Annotated in this window: 19 protein-coding genes; all 19 read left to right on the top strand. The window is 36.1% G+C overall.

Going from position 1 to position 17,348, the window contains the following annotated elements; genetic code table 11:
• The first annotated feature begins 30 nt into the window (after window positions 1-30).
• The 19 genes from OTJ99_RS07195 to steA all read left to right on the top strand — a co-directional run bounded on the left by OTJ99_RS07195 (window position 31) and on the right by steA (window position 17,342).
• Window positions 31-1,365, top strand: a complete 1,335-nt coding sequence (locus OTJ99_RS07195; protein WP_045164689.1) for a [Fe-Fe] hydrogenase large subunit C-terminal domain-containing protein — start codon at window positions 31-33, stop codon at window positions 1,363-1,365.
• Window positions 1,366-1,716, top strand: a complete 351-nt coding sequence (locus OTJ99_RS07190; RefSeq protein ID WP_045164690.1) for a DRTGG domain-containing protein — start codon at window positions 1,366-1,368, stop codon at window positions 1,714-1,716. It abuts the gene before it with no gap.
• Window positions 1,700-2,398: a PHP domain-containing protein gene (locus tag OTJ99_RS07185; RefSeq protein WP_045164691.1), complete on the top strand. Its 699-nt coding sequence runs from the start codon at window positions 1,700-1,702 to the stop codon at window positions 2,396-2,398. Before OTJ99_RS07190 ends, OTJ99_RS07185 begins: the two co-directional genes overlap by 17 nt.
• A 108-nt stretch (window positions 2,399-2,506) precedes the next feature.
• Entirely contained in the window at window positions 2,507-2,989 is a 483-nt protein-coding gene (gene nuoE / locus OTJ99_RS07180; RefSeq protein ID WP_045164692.1) for an NADH-quinone oxidoreductase subunit NuoE, read from the top strand.
• Window positions 2,990-3,034: 45 nt separating this feature from the next.
• Window positions 3,035-3,595: an ATP-binding protein gene (locus OTJ99_RS07175; protein WP_045164693.1), complete on the top strand. Its 561-nt coding sequence runs from the start codon at window positions 3,035-3,037 to the stop codon at window positions 3,593-3,595.
• Window positions 3,588-3,977, top strand: coding sequence for a (2Fe-2S) ferredoxin domain-containing protein (locus tag OTJ99_RS07170; RefSeq protein WP_039767706.1), 390 nt, complete (start codon window positions 3,588-3,590; stop codon window positions 3,975-3,977). Before OTJ99_RS07175 ends, OTJ99_RS07170 begins: the two co-directional genes overlap by 8 nt.
• A 17-nt stretch (window positions 3,978-3,994) precedes the next feature.
• A complete protein-coding gene (gene nuoF, locus OTJ99_RS07165) occupies window positions 3,995-5,791 on the top strand; it encodes an NADH-quinone oxidoreductase subunit NuoF (protein ID WP_045164694.1) in 1,797 nt (598 codons plus the stop codon).
• Between the two features lie 17 nt (window positions 5,792-5,808).
• Complete coding sequence (locus OTJ99_RS07160; protein WP_045164695.1) at window positions 5,809-7,548, top strand: NADH-dependent [FeFe] hydrogenase, group A6; 1,740 nt, start codon at window positions 5,809-5,811, stop codon at window positions 7,546-7,548.
• 184 nt (window positions 7,549-7,732) lie between these two features.
• The gene (locus OTJ99_RS07155; protein ID WP_045164696.1) at window positions 7,733-8,332 is read left to right on the top strand and encodes a Maf family protein; all 600 of its coding nucleotides are present in this window, start codon (window positions 7,733-7,735) and stop codon (window positions 8,330-8,332) included.
• Complete coding sequence (locus tag OTJ99_RS07150) at window positions 8,332-9,363, top strand: rod shape-determining protein (protein WP_045164697.1); 1,032 nt, start codon at window positions 8,332-8,334, stop codon at window positions 9,361-9,363. Before OTJ99_RS07155 ends, OTJ99_RS07150 begins: the two co-directional genes overlap by 1 nt.
• 16 nt (window positions 9,364-9,379) lie before the next feature.
• Window positions 9,380-10,231, top strand: coding sequence for a rod shape-determining protein MreC (mreC, locus tag OTJ99_RS07145; protein WP_045164698.1), 852 nt, complete (start codon window positions 9,380-9,382; stop codon window positions 10,229-10,231).
• 1 nt (window position 10,232) lies between these two features.
• Window positions 10,233-10,757, top strand: a complete 525-nt coding sequence (locus tag OTJ99_RS07140) for a hypothetical protein (protein ID WP_045164699.1) — start codon at window positions 10,233-10,235, stop codon at window positions 10,755-10,757.
• The gene (mrdA, locus tag OTJ99_RS07135) at window positions 10,754-12,859 is read left to right on the top strand and encodes a penicillin-binding protein 2 (protein ID WP_045164700.1); all 2,106 of its coding nucleotides are present in this window, start codon (window positions 10,754-10,756) and stop codon (window positions 12,857-12,859) included. The genes OTJ99_RS07140 and mrdA overlap by 4 nt, the downstream gene beginning before the upstream one ends.
• Window positions 12,860-12,877: 18 nt before the next feature.
• Window positions 12,878-13,534, top strand: a complete 657-nt coding sequence (minC, locus tag OTJ99_RS07130) for a septum site-determining protein MinC (protein ID WP_045164701.1) — start codon at window positions 12,878-12,880, stop codon at window positions 13,532-13,534.
• Window positions 13,535-13,565: 31 nt separating this feature from the next.
• Window positions 13,566-14,366, top strand: a complete 801-nt coding sequence (gene minD, locus OTJ99_RS07125; protein WP_045164702.1) for a septum site-determining protein MinD — start codon at window positions 13,566-13,568, stop codon at window positions 14,364-14,366.
• A gap of 12 nt (window positions 14,367-14,378) precedes the next feature.
• Window positions 14,379-14,681, top strand: coding sequence for a cell division topological specificity factor MinE (gene minE, locus OTJ99_RS07120; RefSeq protein WP_045164703.1), 303 nt, complete (start codon window positions 14,379-14,381; stop codon window positions 14,679-14,681).
• A complete protein-coding gene (gene rodA / locus OTJ99_RS07115) occupies window positions 14,682-15,791 on the top strand; it encodes a rod shape-determining protein RodA (protein ID WP_045164704.1) in 1,110 nt (369 codons plus the stop codon).
• Between the two features lie 10 nt (window positions 15,792-15,801).
• On the top strand, window positions 15,802-16,227 hold the full coding sequence (mgsA, locus tag OTJ99_RS07110; RefSeq protein WP_011917393.1) for a methylglyoxal synthase: 426 nt from the start codon (window positions 15,802-15,804) through the stop codon (window positions 16,225-16,227).
• Complete coding sequence (gene steA / locus OTJ99_RS07105; protein ID WP_083943489.1) at window positions 16,227-17,342, top strand: putative cytokinetic ring protein SteA; 1,116 nt, start codon at window positions 16,227-16,229, stop codon at window positions 17,340-17,342. The genes mgsA and steA overlap by 1 nt, the downstream gene beginning before the upstream one ends.
• The last annotated feature ends 6 nt before the right edge of the window (window positions 17,343-17,348 follow it).

Raw genomic sequence — 17,348 nt, 5'->3', positions numbered from 1 at the left:
TTAAATTCCCTTAAGGAAGTGAATTTTAAAATGCCTTTTAATCTGCATTCAATAATGCTTGACAGAGAAAAGTGTAGAGGATGTACAAATTGTATTAAAAAATGTCCAACAGAAGCGATAAGGGTAAGAAATTCAAAGGCAAGAATTATTGACCAAAGATGTATAGACTGCGGTGAGTGTATACGAACATGCCCATATCATGCAAAATATGCTGTGACAAATAGTTTAGATGATATCCAAAAGTATGAATACAAGGTTGCATTACCTGCTCCTTCATTTTACGCTCAGTTTGAAACAGATGACATTAACAAACTTTTGCAAGCTTTATTAGAGATAGGATTTGATGATATATTTGAGGTTGCAAAGGCAGCGGAGATTGTCACAGAATTTACTAAGCAGTTTATCTTACAACGTAGAGATAAAATACCTATAATCTCTTCTGCTTGCCCAGCAGTGGTAAGGCTTATCCAGACAAAATTTCCTGATTTGATTGACAATATACTTCCCCTCGCTTCTCCAATGGAACTTGCTGCGTATCTTGCAAAAAAGAAAATAAATAAGCAAAAAGGCATTGAGATAAATAAAATAGGTGCATTTTTCATTTCACCTTGTGCAGCAAAGATGACTTATGTGAAACTACCTCTTGGGTTTGAAAGATCATATGTAGATGGAGTGATAGCCATCAAGGATATTTATGGGCTTGTTAGAAGTAAGTTAAGAAGTATAAAAGATGTAAAACCTCTTTCTATATCATCTGGCAAAGGAATTGGATGGGCGGCATCTGGTGGAGAGAGTTTAGCTCTTGGAATTGATGAGTATGTAAATGTGGATGGAATTCATAATGTGATAAAGGTGTTGGAAGAAATTGAGAATGGTAGATTGAATAATATTGTTTATTTCGAAGGGCTTGCATGCAGTGGAGGTTGTGTTGGTGGGCCTTTGACAATAGAAAACCCATATGTCGCAAAAAACAGAATAAAAAAATGGTCTTCTAAACTGGCAACCAGTTCACAAGTCTTAGAAGAGACTACAAATCAAATTATTAATAGCCTTGGAATAAAAATGGAAGACCTTTTGTTCAAAAAAGAGTTGGAGGTAAATCCTGTATTAGAACTTGACTCTGATATTGAAGAGGCTATGAAAAAGTATGAGAGAGTAAACGAGATACTAAAGATTTTGCCTGGTCTTGATTGTGGTGCGTGCGGTTCTCCAACATGCAAAACCCTTGCAGAGGATATAGTCAGAGGTTTGGCAAACGATACAGATTGTATCTTTATCCTGCGTGAAAATATCAAAGAGCTTGCAAAAAAAATGGTTGAACTTTCGAATAAAATTCCACCCTCACTTGAAAGGGATGAAGATTAAATGCCGAGAATTTCGCACCTAAGAAAATATTTTGACCTTGTTAATGATGTTATTAAAGACGACGTATACGAAAATGTATACATTGGAGATGTTTTGAGTTTTGCACTCTCACATATCAAAGACAATAGCATTTGGATTACAATTCAAAATAATGTAAATGTCATTGCAGTTGCAACTTTGAGAGATGTGAAAGCTATTATTTTGACAGAAGGTGTAAAGCCAGATACAAATATGCTTCAAAAATCTAAGCAGGAAAACATTCCTGTTTTCACAACCGAGCTTTCTCATTTTGAGACTGCAAAATTATTGATTCTTCAAGAAAAGGAAGATCAAAATGAAACTCTACTATGACCTGCACATTCACTCTTTGCTTTCGCCTTGTGCTGATAATGACATGACACCGAACAATATAATAAACATGGCGAAGATAAAAGGGCTTGACGTAATTTCCGTAACAGACCACAATTCTACATTAAATTTGAAGGAGTTCTCAGAAGTTGCAAAACGTCTTGATATTTTATTTATCCCAGGTGTTGAAGTAGAAACTTGTGAAGAGATCCATGTTCTTTTATATTTTAGAGACTTCTCTGTAGTTGAAGAGTTTCAAAAGATTATTGAAGAAAACCTGCCAAACATACCCTTGAGAGAGGACATATATGGAAATCAGTTTTTGGTGGACCAGGAAGACAATATTGTTGGAAACTACAAAAAACTCCTGCTCCAACCACTGAGTTTAAGTATATCTCAAGTTTATGATATCTCAAAGTTTTACAATGCAGTTTTTGTTCCAGCTCATATCAATCGACAATCCTATGGAATAATAGGAAGATTAGGAACATTGCCAGATGAGCTAAAAGATGTGTCAATTTTTGAAGTCTCAAAAGTTAGCGAATTTGAATTTTCAAAGTTCTTGCTTCATAATAATAGCAGGTACATTTTTTTGCACTCTTCTGATGCACATCATCTGGGGGATATCAATGAAAGAGAGTTTTTTATTGAAAGTGATATACTGTATACAATATTTTTCGAATAAATTCTCCAAAATTTATACTTCATTTATACCCCATTGTATGTTACAATATTAGCAGTGATTTTAAATGAATATGTTAAATTTCTAACAATAGAAGGGGGATGCTTATTAATGTCTTGTTGCCAAGGCAAAAATCTGACCGAGGAAAACTTCAAAAAACTTGATGAGATTATTGAAAAAAACAAATCAAGAAGAGGTGCTCTAATTCCTGTTTTGCATGAGGCACAAGAACTATTTGGATACTTGCCATACGAGGTACAAAAGAGAATTGCAGAAGGTTTAAACATTCCGATGTCAGAGGTTTATGGTGTTGCGACATTTTATACCAGGTTTACTTTAAAACCAACAGGGGATCATAAGATTAGTGTGTGCATGGGAACTGCTTGCTATGTAAAAGGTGCAGATAAAATTTTGGATAAATTAAAAGAGCTTTTAAAGATTGACGTTGGTGGCACAACTGAAGATGGGAAATTCTCTATTGAAGCAACAAGATGCTTAGGAGCTTGTGGACTTGCACCTGTTGTTGTAATTGATAACACTGTCTATGGAAAATTAGCACCTGAAGATATTGAAAATATCTTGTCAAGATATTAACTTAACAAACTGTCTGTGTGATAAGAATAAAATAGGGTGATTTGGTTGAACGAACTTTCACTTTATATCCTTGACCTTGTGCAAAATTCAATTGAGGCTGGGGCAACGTTTGTCAAGATTGAGATTGTTGAAGATTTAGAAAATGACATATTTTTAATCTCAATTGAGGACAATGGGAGAGGTATACCAAAAGAGTTAATAAATGAGGTGACAAATCCTTTTTATACTACAAGGAAAACAAGAAAGGTAGGACTTGGTTTAGCACTTGCCTCACAGCTTGCAAAAGACTGTAATGGAAAGCTTATTATTGACTCATCTGAAAATGGCACAAAGGTAAAAATTAAGCTGCAGCATTCGCATATTGACAGGCCACCGATTGGGAATATTGTTGATACACTACTCCTTTTAGTATGTGGTACACCGGATGTGGATTTTGTTTATGTGCACAGAGCTGGCAAAAAAGAGTTTGTTTTTGATACAAATAAGCTAAAAAGTGTTCTTGGGGAAGGTGTACCTCTCAATTTGCCAAGTGTACAAGAGTTTATTAAGGAAGAGCTTTCAAAAGGGTTATCAAATTTATTTGGAGGTGCGAATTTCAATGATTAAGTCTATTCAGGAGCTTGAAGAGATAAGAAAAAAGGCATTGGAAGAGCTTGAATTTAGAAAACAGCAAGGAGAGGGAATCAGAATAGTAGTTGGTATGGCAACATGTGGGATAGCAGCAGGTGCAAGACCTGTTATGCTAAAGTTTGTTGAGGAGATTCAAAAAAGAAATCTTAAGAATGTAACAGTTGTTCAGACGGGCTGTATAGGTCTTTGCAAATATGAGCCAATTGTAGAAGTATATGAGCCAAACAAAGAGAAGGTAACATATGTAAAAATGACACCTGAAAAAGTTTCAAAAGTTGTTGCTGAGCATATTGTTAATGGAAAGCCAGTATATGAATACACAATTGGCTATGAAGAAAATAAAGAAGCAAACAAATAAAGGGGAGGTAAGCTGTAATGCCATTATATAGAGCACATGTTCTTGTATGTGGTGGGACAGGTTGTACATCAGGCGGGTCAGACAAGATATATGACGCTTTTTTAAAAGAAATAGAAAACTTCAATTTAAAGGACGAGGTTCAAGTAATTCGTACAGGATGTTTTGGACTTTGTGCAGAAGGTCCAATTGTAATTGTTTATCCTGAAGGTGCATTTTATAGCAAGGTTGCAGACTCTGATGTGAAGGAGATTGTAGAAGAACATCTTTTAAAAGGAAGAATAGTAAAAAGGCTTTTGTATAAAGAGTCACTTGAAGAAGGTCAGATAAAGTCCTTAAATGAAGTCAAGTTCTACAAAAAACAGATGCGAATTGCTCTTAGAAACTGCGGTGTTATAAATCCTGAGAACATTGAGGAGTATATAGCATACGACGGTTACAAAGCTTTAGCAAAGGTTTTGACAGAGATGACTCCAGAGCAGGTAATTGACTGGGTAAAAAGATCAGGTCTCAGAGGAAGAGGCGGTGGCGGATTCCCAACAGGTTTGAAGTGGGAATTTGCAGCAAAAGCACCAGGTGATGTAAAGTATGTTGTTTGCAATGCTGATGAAGGTGACCCAGGTGCATACATGGACAGAAGCATCTTAGAGGGTGACCCGCATTCTGTAATTGAGGCTATGGCAATTGCAGGTTACGCAATCGGCTCGAAACAAGGCTATGTTTACGTCAGGGCTGAGTATCCATTGGCTGTCAAGAGACTTGAGATTGCGATAAACCAAGCAAGAGAATATGGGCTTTTGGGCAAGAATATTTTAGGAACAGGATTTGAATTTGATATTGAGATAAGACTTGGTGCTGGTGCGTTTGTTTGCGGTGAAGAGACAGCTTTAATGACATCAATTGAAGGTCATCGTGGAGAACCAAGACCAAGACCACCATTCCCAGCAGTAAAGGGGCTTTGGGGCAAACCAACACTTTTGAACAATGTTGAGACATATGCAAATATTCCTGTTATAATCCTCAAAGGACCAGAGTGGTTTGCATCAATCGGAACAGAGAAGAGCAAGGGTACTAAAGTATTTGCGCTTGTTGGAAAGGTTAACAACACAGGACTTATTGAAGTTCCGATGGGTACAACTGTGAGGGAGATAGTTGAAGACATTGGTGGTGGAATACCGGGTGGTAAGAAGTTTAAAGCTGTTCAGACAGGTGGACCATCTGGTGGATGCATTCCTGCATCACTTATGGATACACCAATTGACTTTGACTCACTCACAGCTCTTGGTACAATGATGGGGTCTGGTGGCATGATTGTAATGGATGAAGATACCTGTATGGTTGATATAGCAAAGTTTTTCTTAGAGTTTACAGTAGATGAGTCATGTGGAAAGTGTCCGCCATGTAGAATAGGAACAAGAAGAATGCTTGAGATACTGCAAAAGATTACAAGTGGAAACGGGACAGAAGAGGATTTAGAAAAGTTAGAAGAGCTTGCATATTCAATTAAGGACAGCGCTCTTTGTGGACTTGGTCAGACTGCACCAAACCCTGTTCTGAGTACACTAAGATACTTCAGAGATGAATATGAAGCACATGTCAAAGAAAAGAGATGTCCGGCAGGGGCATGTAAGGCACTTTTGAGAATTGTAATTGACAAAGATCTTTGCAAAGGCTGTGGTATCTGTGCCAAGAACTGTCCGGCAAATGCTATAACTGGCCAGATTAAAAAGCCGTTTGAGATTGATCAAGAAAAGTGTATTAAGTGTGGAGTATGTATAGAAAAATGTCCATTCAAAGCAATCTCTAAGAAGGCTTAAAAAGGAGGGTACAGCAGATGGAGATGGTGAATATAACAATTGATGGCAAAAAACTTCAGGTACCAAAAGACTACACTGTTCTGCAGGCAGCACGTGAAGCAGGAGTTGAAATTCCAACACTTTGTTACTTAAAAGGTATAAATGAGATTGGCGCTTGCAGGATGTGTGTGGTTGAAATAAAAGGTGCAAGGAGCTTGCAAGCAGCTTGTGTTTATCCTGTGTCAGAAGGTATGGAGGTTATCACAAACAGTGAAAGAGTGAGAAGAGCAAGAAAGGTTAACCTCGAGCTGATTTTGTCCAACCACGACAGAAGCTGCTTGACATGTGTAAGAAGTGGTAATTGTGAACTTCAAAAACTTGCTGAAGATTTGAATGTCAAGCAGATAAGATATGAAGGTGAAAATATAAGACGGCCTCTTGATGACTTTTCACCTTCAATTGTTAGAGATCCAAACAAGTGTGTGCTTTGTAAAAGATGTATTAATGTATGTAGAAATGTCCAAGAAGTTGGTGTTATAAATGCAAACTATAGAGGTTTTAGAACAGTTGTCTCAACAGCGTTTGACAGAAGTTTGAATGATGTTGCATGTACAATGTGTGGTCAGTGTATTCAAGCTTGCCCAGTTGGGGCACTTCGTGAAAAGGATTCTACTGAGATTGTATGGAAGGCTTTGGCTGATAAGAACAAATATGTTGTTGTTCAAACAGCACCAGCTGTGAGAGTTGCACTTGGTGAAGAATTTGGTCTTCCAATTGGTACTCGTGTGACAGGTAAGATGGTAACAGCTCTTAAGATGCTTGGATTTGACAAGGTATTTGACACAGTTACAGGTGCAGACCTTACAATTATGGAAGAAGGTACAGAGCTTATCAATAGAATCAAAAATGGTGGGAAACTTCCGCTTATTACTTCATGCTCACCTGGATGGATAAAATTCTGTGAACACTACTTTCCAGAATTCTTAGACAATTTATCAACTTGCAAATCTCCACATGAGATGTTTGGAGCAATCTTGAAGACATATTATGCACAGAAGATGGGAATTGACCCTGCTAATATGTTTGTAGTTTCCATAATGCCATGCACAGCTAAAAAGTTTGAAGCGCAGAGAGAAGAACTTGCAGCAAGTGGGTATCCTGATGTAGATGCTGTGCTGACAACAAGAGAGCTTGCAAGGATGATAAAGGAAGCAGGAATAGATTTTGTGAACCTTCCAGACAGTCATTTTGATGATCCATTGGGTGACATAACAGGTGCAGGTGTCATCTTTGGCACAACAGGTGGTGTAATGGAAGCAGCACTCAGAACAGTATACGAGATTTTGACAGGGAAGCCACTTGAAAATGTAGAGATTACACAGGTTCGTGGTTTGGAAGGAATAAGAGAGGCAGAAATTGATGTTGGCACAATGAAGATAAAGGCTGCTGTTGCACATGGACTTGCTAATGCAAAGAAACTGCTTGAGATGGTTAAGAATGGAGAAAAGGAGTATCACTTTATTGAAATCATGGCATGTCCTGGTGGTTGTATAATGGGCGGTGGCCAGCCAATTGTCCCAGCAAAGGTAAGAGAAAAAATAGATGTTGCAAGGCTCAGAGCAAGTGCTATATATGACGAGGATAGATCACTGCCAATAAGAAAGTCTCATGAAAATCCAACTATTAAGAGACTATATGATGAATTCTTAGGACATCCAAATAGTGAAAAAGCCCATCATATACTTCATACTCACTACAAGAGAAGACCATTATATTAAAAAATGAAAAGTGTGAATTTTGTTTACAAGGAGCTGGTAGGCTCATTTACCAGCTTCTTTTTTTATCAAAAATTATTTTTTTTGCAACATTTAAATGATATAATAAAATATCAGAAGTTCTTCATTTTACCCTGTTTTTTAGATCTATAAAATGACATAAAGAAAGGGGTTATTCAATAAAGAAGTGAAAAAAGTAATACTTGCATCTTCTTCTCCACGCCGGATAGAGCTTTTAAAGCAATTTGGAATAAAGTTTGAGATAATTCCTTCAAATGTAGATGAAGTAATTTCTCATGATTTGACACCTGAGGAAAATGTAAAAAATTTGGCTAAGAAAAAAGGTGAAGAGGTCTTAAAGAGGCTTGGTGAAACTGCAAAAGACTCTTTGATAATCTCTGCTGATACAGTTGTTTTCATAGAAGGCACGATTCTTGGCAAGCCTTCAGATGAAAAGCAGGCTTTTTACATGCTAAAAAAGATAAGTGGCAAACGCCATACAGTTTATACAGGTGTTTGTGTAATTGATGCTTCTAAAAACCATATTTTAGCTGACTTTGAAAAAAGTTATGTTTATATAAAACAGATGAGTGATGAAGAAATATTAAGGTATATACAAACAGGTGAGCCTTTTGACAAGGCAGGTGCGTACGCAATCCAAGGTTTTGGAAGTTTAATAGTTGAAAAGATAGAAGGATGCTTTTATAATGTTGTTGGTCTTCCTCTGTACAAGCTAAATACCATGCTACAAAAATTAGGATATGACTTGATGAAAGGAGAGTTATGATGGGGCTATTGAAGTCGTTTTATAGAGACTTAGGAATTGACTTGGGTACAGCAAATACATTAGTTCATTTACGTGGTAAGGGAATTGTTGTAAACGAGCCTTCTGTTGTTGCTGTTCAAAAGGATACAGGAAAGATTTTAGCAGTTGGTAATGAAGCAAAAGAGATGATTGGAAGAACACCAGGAAATATTGTGGCTATAAGGCCACTAAAAGATGGAGTAATTGCAGATTTTTACACAACCCAAATTATGCTAAAATACTTTATGGAGAAAGCATACAAAAAGTCTTTGTTTGGTCTTAAGCCACGAGTGGTTATTTGTGTTCCATCAGGAGTTACTGAGGTTGAGAGAAGAGCAGTAGAGGAATCAGCATATAAAGCAGGTGCAAGAGAGGTTTATATAATGGAAGAACCAATGGCAGCAGCAATTGGTGCGGGACTTCCGATTGACGAGCCAGCGGGGAGTATGGTGGTTGATATTGGCAGTGGGACCTCTGAGGTTGCAGTGATCTCACTTGGCGGTATTGTGACCAGCAAATCTTTGAGAATTGCTGGGGATGAGTTTGATGAAGCTATTTCAAATTATATAAAGAAAGAATACAATCTTATGATTGGTGATAGAACAGCAGAAGAAATAAAAATAAACATTGGTTCAGCATATCCCCTTGAAAAAGAGGAATGGTATGAAATTAAAGGGAGAGACCTAATAACAGGTCTTCCAAAAACAATAAAGGTTTCTTCATCTGAGATAAGAGATGCTTTAAGAGAGCCTGTTATGGCAATTGTTGATGCTATTAAACAAACACTTGAAAAGACTCCTCCTGAACTTGCAGCAGATATTATGGAAAGAGGAATAATGTTAACTGGTGGAGGAGCACTTTTGAAAGGACTTGATAAGTTAATTAAGCAAGAGACAGGTTTGCCTGTTCACATAGCAGAAAGACCTCTTGACTGTGTTGCACTTGGAGCGGGGAAGGCATTGGAAGAGCTGGAAACATTGCGAAATGTCATGATTAATAGGAGCTTAAGATAGTGGAGGATGAAATGTTTTGAAAAAGAATGTTCTTATTACAATAATTGTTATAGTTTCTTTTTTATTTAGTATTGTTGCGACTATAATATCTGTTCAAAATTATGACTCTAATATAATTTCAAGAAAAATAAAAGATGGCTATATTCCTATTAATTCTAGGGTTATAAAAATACTCAGGAGTATAAAAGAATATGTGAATGGAGTAGTGCATTTAAATCAGATTATTGCTGAAAATAAAAGGTTAAAAGCACAGCTTGAAAAGCTAAAGACAGATAGAGTCACAATTGAAGAAATAAAAAGTGAAAACCAAAAACTTAAGGAACTTCTTGGACTTAAAGATCAGATTGGGGAACTTTCTGATTATGAAGTTGCCCGAGTTGTTTTAAGGTCATCTGAGGCGTGGCTTAGTTACTTTATCATAGACAAGGGGTCAAAAGATGGTATTAGGAAAAACATGGTAGTTGTGAACAATCAAGGATTAGTGGGTAGCATTGTTGACTACGGTAGAAATTGGGCAAAAGTAGAAACACTATTGGATGCAGATTTTTCAGCATCTGCAATGGTTGTTCGAACAAGGGATATTGGAGTTGTAAGAGGAAATCTCAACCTTATGGGGAAAGGGCTTTGTGAGCTTAAGTATATCTCAAAAGATTCGAAGGTGAGGGTAAACGATGTTGTTATTACATCTGGGATGGGTGAGATATTCCCTAAGGGCATTGTTATAGGAAAAATTGTTCAGATAAAAAATGACAAGTTTGAACTTACGAAGAACATACTGATAAAGCCTGCAGTAGACATTGAGAATATAGAGTATGTTATGGTATTGAAAAAAGTGAAAGGTATTAATTTTTCGGTAGGTGTTAGGTAAATTGTTTAAAAACAAGTTTATGTTGCATTGTGCGAATATAATTGGTGTAGTTTTTTTACAAATGTTATTACAGGATTTTATATATATAAAGGGAAATTCGATATTGCTGTATATTCCTCTTCTTATTTGTAATATAATTTTTTTTGAATTTGCAGATGCTATGCTTGCAAATATGATTTTAATTTTTGTATTTTGTTCGTTATTTACTAACGGTCTTTTTATGAATATCTTCTTAATAGTTTTGCTTCTCTTTATAAACAAACAATTAAAAGAGAAGATTTATTTGGAGAGAATAGAGATATTTTTAACATATCTTTTTGGCTTTTTAATATCTCTAAACTTTTTACGTTATTTAACAGAGAGCTATGTCCACAAAAGCTTGCCTAATGTGTCTTTGATTCTAAGTACAACAGTAATTCAGTTTGTCTTAGATTCCATATTTGGAGTATTTATTTACTTTATCATTTCAAGAGAAAGCAAATATCTTCGTAAACTTAAAAAGGGGAGAAGTTTGAGAGAAGAATGAAGATATTACTTATCCAGAAGCTGAGAGAAAAAAATGTATTTAATAGATGGACTTTTTTATACATACTTTTTATAACTTTGAGTTTCATCCTTATTATGCGGCTTGCATATCTTCAAATTGTAAAAGGTGACTATTATTACGAGATTTCGGAAAAGAGAATTATGCAAAAAGCAAACTTAGAAGCTCCTCGAGGGATAATCTTCGATAGAAAAGGAAGGCCTCTTGCTGACAACAGACCTGCCTATGTTTTGCAGATATTGAAAACTCAACAACTCCGGACAGAAAAGGATAAGAAGGAGTTTACAAAGAAGATAATTGAAATTGTCAAGATTTTAAACAAGAACAATGATAAGATATTAAATCAGTTCAAGATTGGCATAAACCCTATAAGGTTTGACTTTGGTATAAGAGACAAAAAACTTGCTAAAAAAGTTGAGCAGCAATGGAAAAAGGACAGAAATATCCCGTTAAGTTACTCTGCTGAGCAAGCATTTAATCTACTTAAAAAAAGATTTTACATCCCTAACAATCTTGATTTGAACTTAGCCATTCAAGTTATGGCAGTTGAAGATATGCTATTTTATAATTATTACCAAATGTACCAACCTGTTACAATAGCAGTGGATATTTCAATGAAAACAATTGCTGAAATAGAAGAAAGGAGAAAGGAATTTTCTTTTGTAAACATAGAAGCAAAGGCAGTGAGAACATACAAGGATGCAGTATACAACGCATTTGTTGTAGGAAGAGTTGGTAGAATCACACAGCAACAGTATGAAGAATTGAAAGACAAAGGGTATTCGGCAGATAGTATAATTGGAGTTGAGGGAATAGAAAAAAGATATGAAAAATATCTACGTGGCAAAGATGGAATACAACTTATCGAGGTTGATAAGTTTGGAAGGATAAATAATATCAGAGTTGAAAAAGAGCCTGTAAAAGGAGCAAATGTATATCTTACAATCGATAGTAAATTACAACGGGTTGCTTATAACTCGCTCAAAAAGGTATTAGAAAAAATAAGAAACGGAGAATTTGGTGAAAGGTTTCCAAAGGCAACAGCCGGAGCAGCTGTTGTGATTGATGTAAAAACAGGAAATGTTCTTGCGCTTACAAGCTATCCTTCTTATGACCCAAATATATTTATAAAAGGAATCACAATAAACGAGTGGAATAAACTAATAAATGATCCTAACAGACCAATGTTTAACAGAGCTATTGCAGGTGTTTATCCACCCGGTTCAACCTTTAAGATTTTAACTGCAATAGCAGGCTTGCAGGAAGGTGTTATAAAACCCACCGAAAAGATACTGGATACAGGCCGATACATGTACTATGCAAAATCCGGTTTCATGCCGGCATGTTGGCTATGGAATAGATATCGTAGAACACATGGATGGGTTGATGTTGTTGATGCGTTGAAGGTTTCATGCAATGTGTTTTTTTATGAAACTGGTAGAAGACTTGGAATTGATAGGATTGACAGGTATGCTAATTTGTTTGGACTGGGCGGCAAAACAAATATCCAACTTGATGGGGAGTCTAATGGGATTTTTGCAAATGAGGAAAACAAGAAAAAGATATTCAACCAACCATGGTATCCTGGTGACACAGTTTTGGCTGCAATTGGTCAGTCAATTAATGCATTTACTCCCATTCAGATGGCAAGTTTTATTGCAACTGTTGCAAACGGTGGAACAAGGTATCAGGTAAATCTAATAGATAAAATTGTTGATGCAAAGGGGAAAGTTATTTACAAGTCAAAGCCAAAGGTTTTGAGCAGGGTCAATATGTCGCTTGCTACAAAACGAGCAGTATTTGAAGGGATGAAGAGTGTCACAAGTGAAGAAGGAGGTACGGCAAGACAAGCGTTTAAAGATTTGCCTTTTACTGTTGCAGGAAAGACAGGTACTTCGCAGTATTCTAACTCTTCAGATGCACATGGTTGGTTTGTTGGCTTTGCACCCTACGATGATCCGCAGATTGCCTTTGCTATTGTGTTGGAAAATGGTGGACATGGTTCATACGCTGCATACGTTGCAAGAGATATAATAGACAGTTATTTCAACTTACAAAATCCACAAGACAGTACCTCGCATTAAAAAAAGGGGGAAGTGGCTTTGAGTGACCCGGTTGTGTTAAAAGGTTTTGGAAAAGGAATAGCTGTGATTTTGGATAGTAACTGCGATTTTGACGTTATTTGCGACCATTTTAAGCAGAAGGTTATTAACGGTAAGAACTTCTTTTCAGGATATGAAATTCCCATTCAATTTATAGGAAGAAGGCTAAATAGTTATGAACTGCAAAAATTGATAGATATCATGAAGACATTCGGAGGAGTACATGATATAATATTTCCATGGGACGAGATTAGTTTTCACCACCTTGTACCCACGTCGAATGAAACAGATGAGAAGAAGATATCAATTCTAGAAGGTTCTAAAGATACAAAAATTTTCAAAGGAACTTTGCGTTCGGGGCAGGTTGTAAAATCAGACACGGACGTAATAGTGATTGGGGATGTCAATCCAGGGGCAGAGGTTATATCAGCAAACAACATTATCATATTAGGAGCTTTAAGAGGTGTTGCACATGCTGGAGCATCAGGTAACAAAGGCGCAGTTGTGTTTGCGCTTGAGATGAATCCTGTTCAGATTAGAATTGCAAACATAATAGCCCGGGCACCTGATGAGGAAAATCAAGACCAAGAAAGGGTACCTGAGGTTGCGTACATTGAGGATGATACAATTGTAATAAAGCCTGTAAGTCAATTTTGATAACAATTAACAAAAAGGAGAGTTTTGAAGAATGGGAGAGGTATATGTCATTACGTCTGGTAAAGGTGGAGTTGGTAAAACAACAACCACCGCAAATGTGGGAACATACCTAAGTATCCTGGGGAAAAAGGTTCTGTTGATTGATGCAGACATCGGTCTTAGAAATCTTGATGTTGTGATGGGATTAGAAAATCGAATAGTCTTTGACATAGTTGACGTCGTTGAGGGACGATGCAAACCTAAACAAGCTTTGGTTAAAGACAAAAGGTTTGAAGGGCTTTATCTTTTACCAGCTGCTCAATCAAAGGACAAGACTGCTGTAAAACCCGAGCAGATGAAAAGTCTTTGTGATGAGCTAAAGAAAGATTTTGATTTTATTTTAATCGACTGTCCAGCTGGAATTGAGCAAGGTTTCAAAAATGCAATTGCTGGAGCTGATAAGGCAATTGTTGTGACAACACCTGAGGTTTCAGCTGTCAGAGATGCTGATAGAATAATTGGGCTATTAGAAGCTTATGAGCTACATAATCCAAAGCTTATAATTAACCGCATTAGGTTTGACATGGTGAAACGTGGTGACATGATGGATATAGATGACATATTGGAGATATTGTCAATTGACCTTTTGGGGATTATTCCAGATGATGAGAAGATTATCATCTCTACTAATAAAGGTGAACCGATTGTGACAGATGAAAAATCAAGAGCAGCACAAGAATATAGGAATATAGCTCGTAGGATACTTGGTGAGAACATTCCTATTGTAAGTAGTGAAGAAAATTTAGGGTGGTTTGAGAGATTAAAGAGATTTTTTGGCTTAAATAACTCATAGGAGGAATTATGAATGTTTGAGTTTTTTAATAAATTTTTTAACAAGCAGTCTTCAAAAGATATTGCAAAAGAAAGACTAAAGCTTGTCTTGATTCATGATAGGGCAAATGTCTCACCTGAACTATTGGAGCTTATTAAAAGTGAAATATTAAAGGCTATACAAAAGTATATAGTAATTGACGACAAATTACTTGAAATTCAAATAACAAGAACTCCTTCTGAGCAAAAGGGTGAGTTTGTACCTGCTCTAGTTGCAAATATTCCCATAAAATCTGTGAAGAAATCAGAAATAATAAGTAACGAGGCTGAAGACTAAATGATCGTTCAGAATGAAGAATATCTGAAGAAAAGGTATAATGTTTTTCTCATTGTACTGATGATTGGTCTTTGTGTTATAGGTTTTGTTCTAATTGCAAGTGCAACACATGTACTTGACACAGGTAAATATAAACTGGTGGTATCTCAATTTATTTGGTTTTGCTTAGGGCTTATTCTGTTTTTTATCTTTTCGATAATTGACTATAGAATTTTGACAAACTTTTATGTTATTATTTATTTGATAATGGTAGGACTTCTTCTTTATGTTGATATAAATGGAATAAGTATTTTAGGTGGTCAAAGATGGATTAAGATTGGACCTTTGTCGTTTCAGCCTTCTGAAATTTCTAAACTTCTAATGGTGATATTTTTTGCAAAAGCTGTTTCAATGCAAGAAAATATAAATGTGTTTAAAAATCTTGCGAAAGTGTTGTTTTTTGCTATCATACCAATAGTATTTGTTCTAAAACAACCTGACTTAGGAACAGCTTCGGTCTTTGTTGCAATAATTGTAACAATTCTATTTGTAGCAGGTTTAAGTCTTCGATACTTCTATATTGCAATTGGGATTTTTGCTGCATTTATTCCTATTGCATGGGAGTTTATACTTCTTGATTATCAAAAAGACAGAGTACGAATTTTATTCAATCCAGAGCTTGATCCGTTAGGTAAAGGTTGGCAAGTCATATATTCAAAAATTGCAATAGGATCTGGTAGATTATTTGGAAAAGGACTTTTTATGGGTACGATAAATAGGTTAGACTACCTACCTGTCAAGGAATCAGATTTTATATTTGGCGTAGCAGGCGAAGAATTAGGATTTGTTGGATGTGTGGTGATAATAGTACTTTACACCTTGTTGATTGTAAATTTAATCAAGATAGCCTCTAACTGTAAGGACAAAATGGGTTCATATATTGTGGCAGGAATTGCGGGGATGTTTGGTTTTCAGATGTTTGTAAATATTGCTATTACACTTGCTATTATGCCTGTAACAGGAATTCCATTGCCGTTTATTAGCTATGGGGGAAGTTCAATGATAACCTCCATGGCATCACTTGGGATAGTCCAAAACATCTATAGAGAAAACATAAAAACTATGTTTTGAGGTGAAGAGGATGAATATAGCACTTATTGCGCATGACAAAAAGAAAGAGCTTATGGTTCAGTTTGCCATAGCGTACAAATTCATACTATCAAAACATACACTGTATGCAACAGGTACAACAGGAAGACTAATTCAAGAAGCAACTGGACTTGAAGTTCATAGATTTTTGCCGGGACCACTTGGTGGTGATCAGCAAATAGGTTCTTTGATTGCATACAACCAAATAGATATGGTTATATTTTTAAGAGATCCATTGACAGCACAGCCACATGAACCAGATGTAAATGCTCTTTTGAGGCTTTGTGATGTGCACAATATTCCACTTGCAACAAATATAGCAACAGCAGAACTTTTAATAAAGGCACTGGACAGAGGAGACCTCTCATGGCGTGAGATTGTTAATCCAAAACTTCAGAAAAATAAGAGTGATAAATAATGATAAAAGGGAAGGTTAAGATTGATAGAAAGACCAAAAATTTGGTTAAGCGTCTCAAACCAGATGATATACCGGTGATATTGCATGAGGATATTGATGAGGTCGCTGCTTATTCACTCTTAGAAAAGAAGGTAAAAATAGTAGTAAATTGTGCAAAATCTTTTACAGGAAGATTTCCTGCGCTGGGAGCAAAGATTCTTCTTTCTCATGATGTGACAATTATCGACGACTTAGGCGAAGACATCTTCAACCAAATCAAAGAAGGAGATCTGTTAGAAATCAAAGAAGATGAAATATATATCAACGGTAGGTATTTATGTCAGGCGAAGTACTTAAGAAAAGAGGAGTTTGAACGTTATTACCAAAAAAGTTTTAAAGAAATGGAGAACTTATTAGAAGACTTTATAGAGAACACCTTAGAGTACGCGAAAAAAGAAAAAAGTTTTATATTGGGACAATTTGAAATGCCTGAAATCCAGACTAAAATTGCCGGGAGGCATGTTCTTGTTGTTACAAGAGGTAGCAGTTTTAAGAAAGATATAAAAGCTATAAAAAACTATATCATGGAAGTAAAACCAGTAATAATAGCAGTTGATGGAGCAGCAGATGCACTTCTTGAGGAGAGGATCAAACCTCACATAATAATTGGGGATATGGACAGTGTCTCAGAGGAAAGTCTTCTTAGGTGCGATGAGATTATTGTACACTCATATCCAAACGGGTATGCACCAGGTTTGGAACGCATCAAAACTTTGGGACTTAACGCTAAAGTTATTGCATGTCCTGGAACAAGTGAGGATGTAGCTTTGCTTTTGGCTTATGAAAAAGGTGCTGAGCTGATAGTCTCAGTTGGTTCACATAGCAGTATGCTTGATTTTTTGGAAAAGGGTCGTAAAGGTATGTCAAGCACATTTTTAGTAAGGCTAAAAATTGGGTCAAAACTTGTAGATGCGAGGGGTGTGTCAAAACTCTACACAGAAAAGGTAAGTCTTAAATATATAGGGATTTTGTTACTTTCTGCTTTGATTCCTATATTGGCAATTTTAATGGTCACTCCACCTTTTCAATATTTTTTCTATTTGATTCAGTTAAAACTAAGAGTAATCTTGAGGTAAGATGAG

This window comes from Caldicellulosiruptor naganoensis (assembly GCF_026914285.1).
GTDB classification, from domain to species: domain Bacteria; phylum Bacillota; class Thermoanaerobacteria; order Caldicellulosiruptorales; family Caldicellulosiruptoraceae; genus Caldicellulosiruptor; species Caldicellulosiruptor naganoensis.
This window is presented reverse-complemented; position numbering and strand designations above follow the sequence as displayed.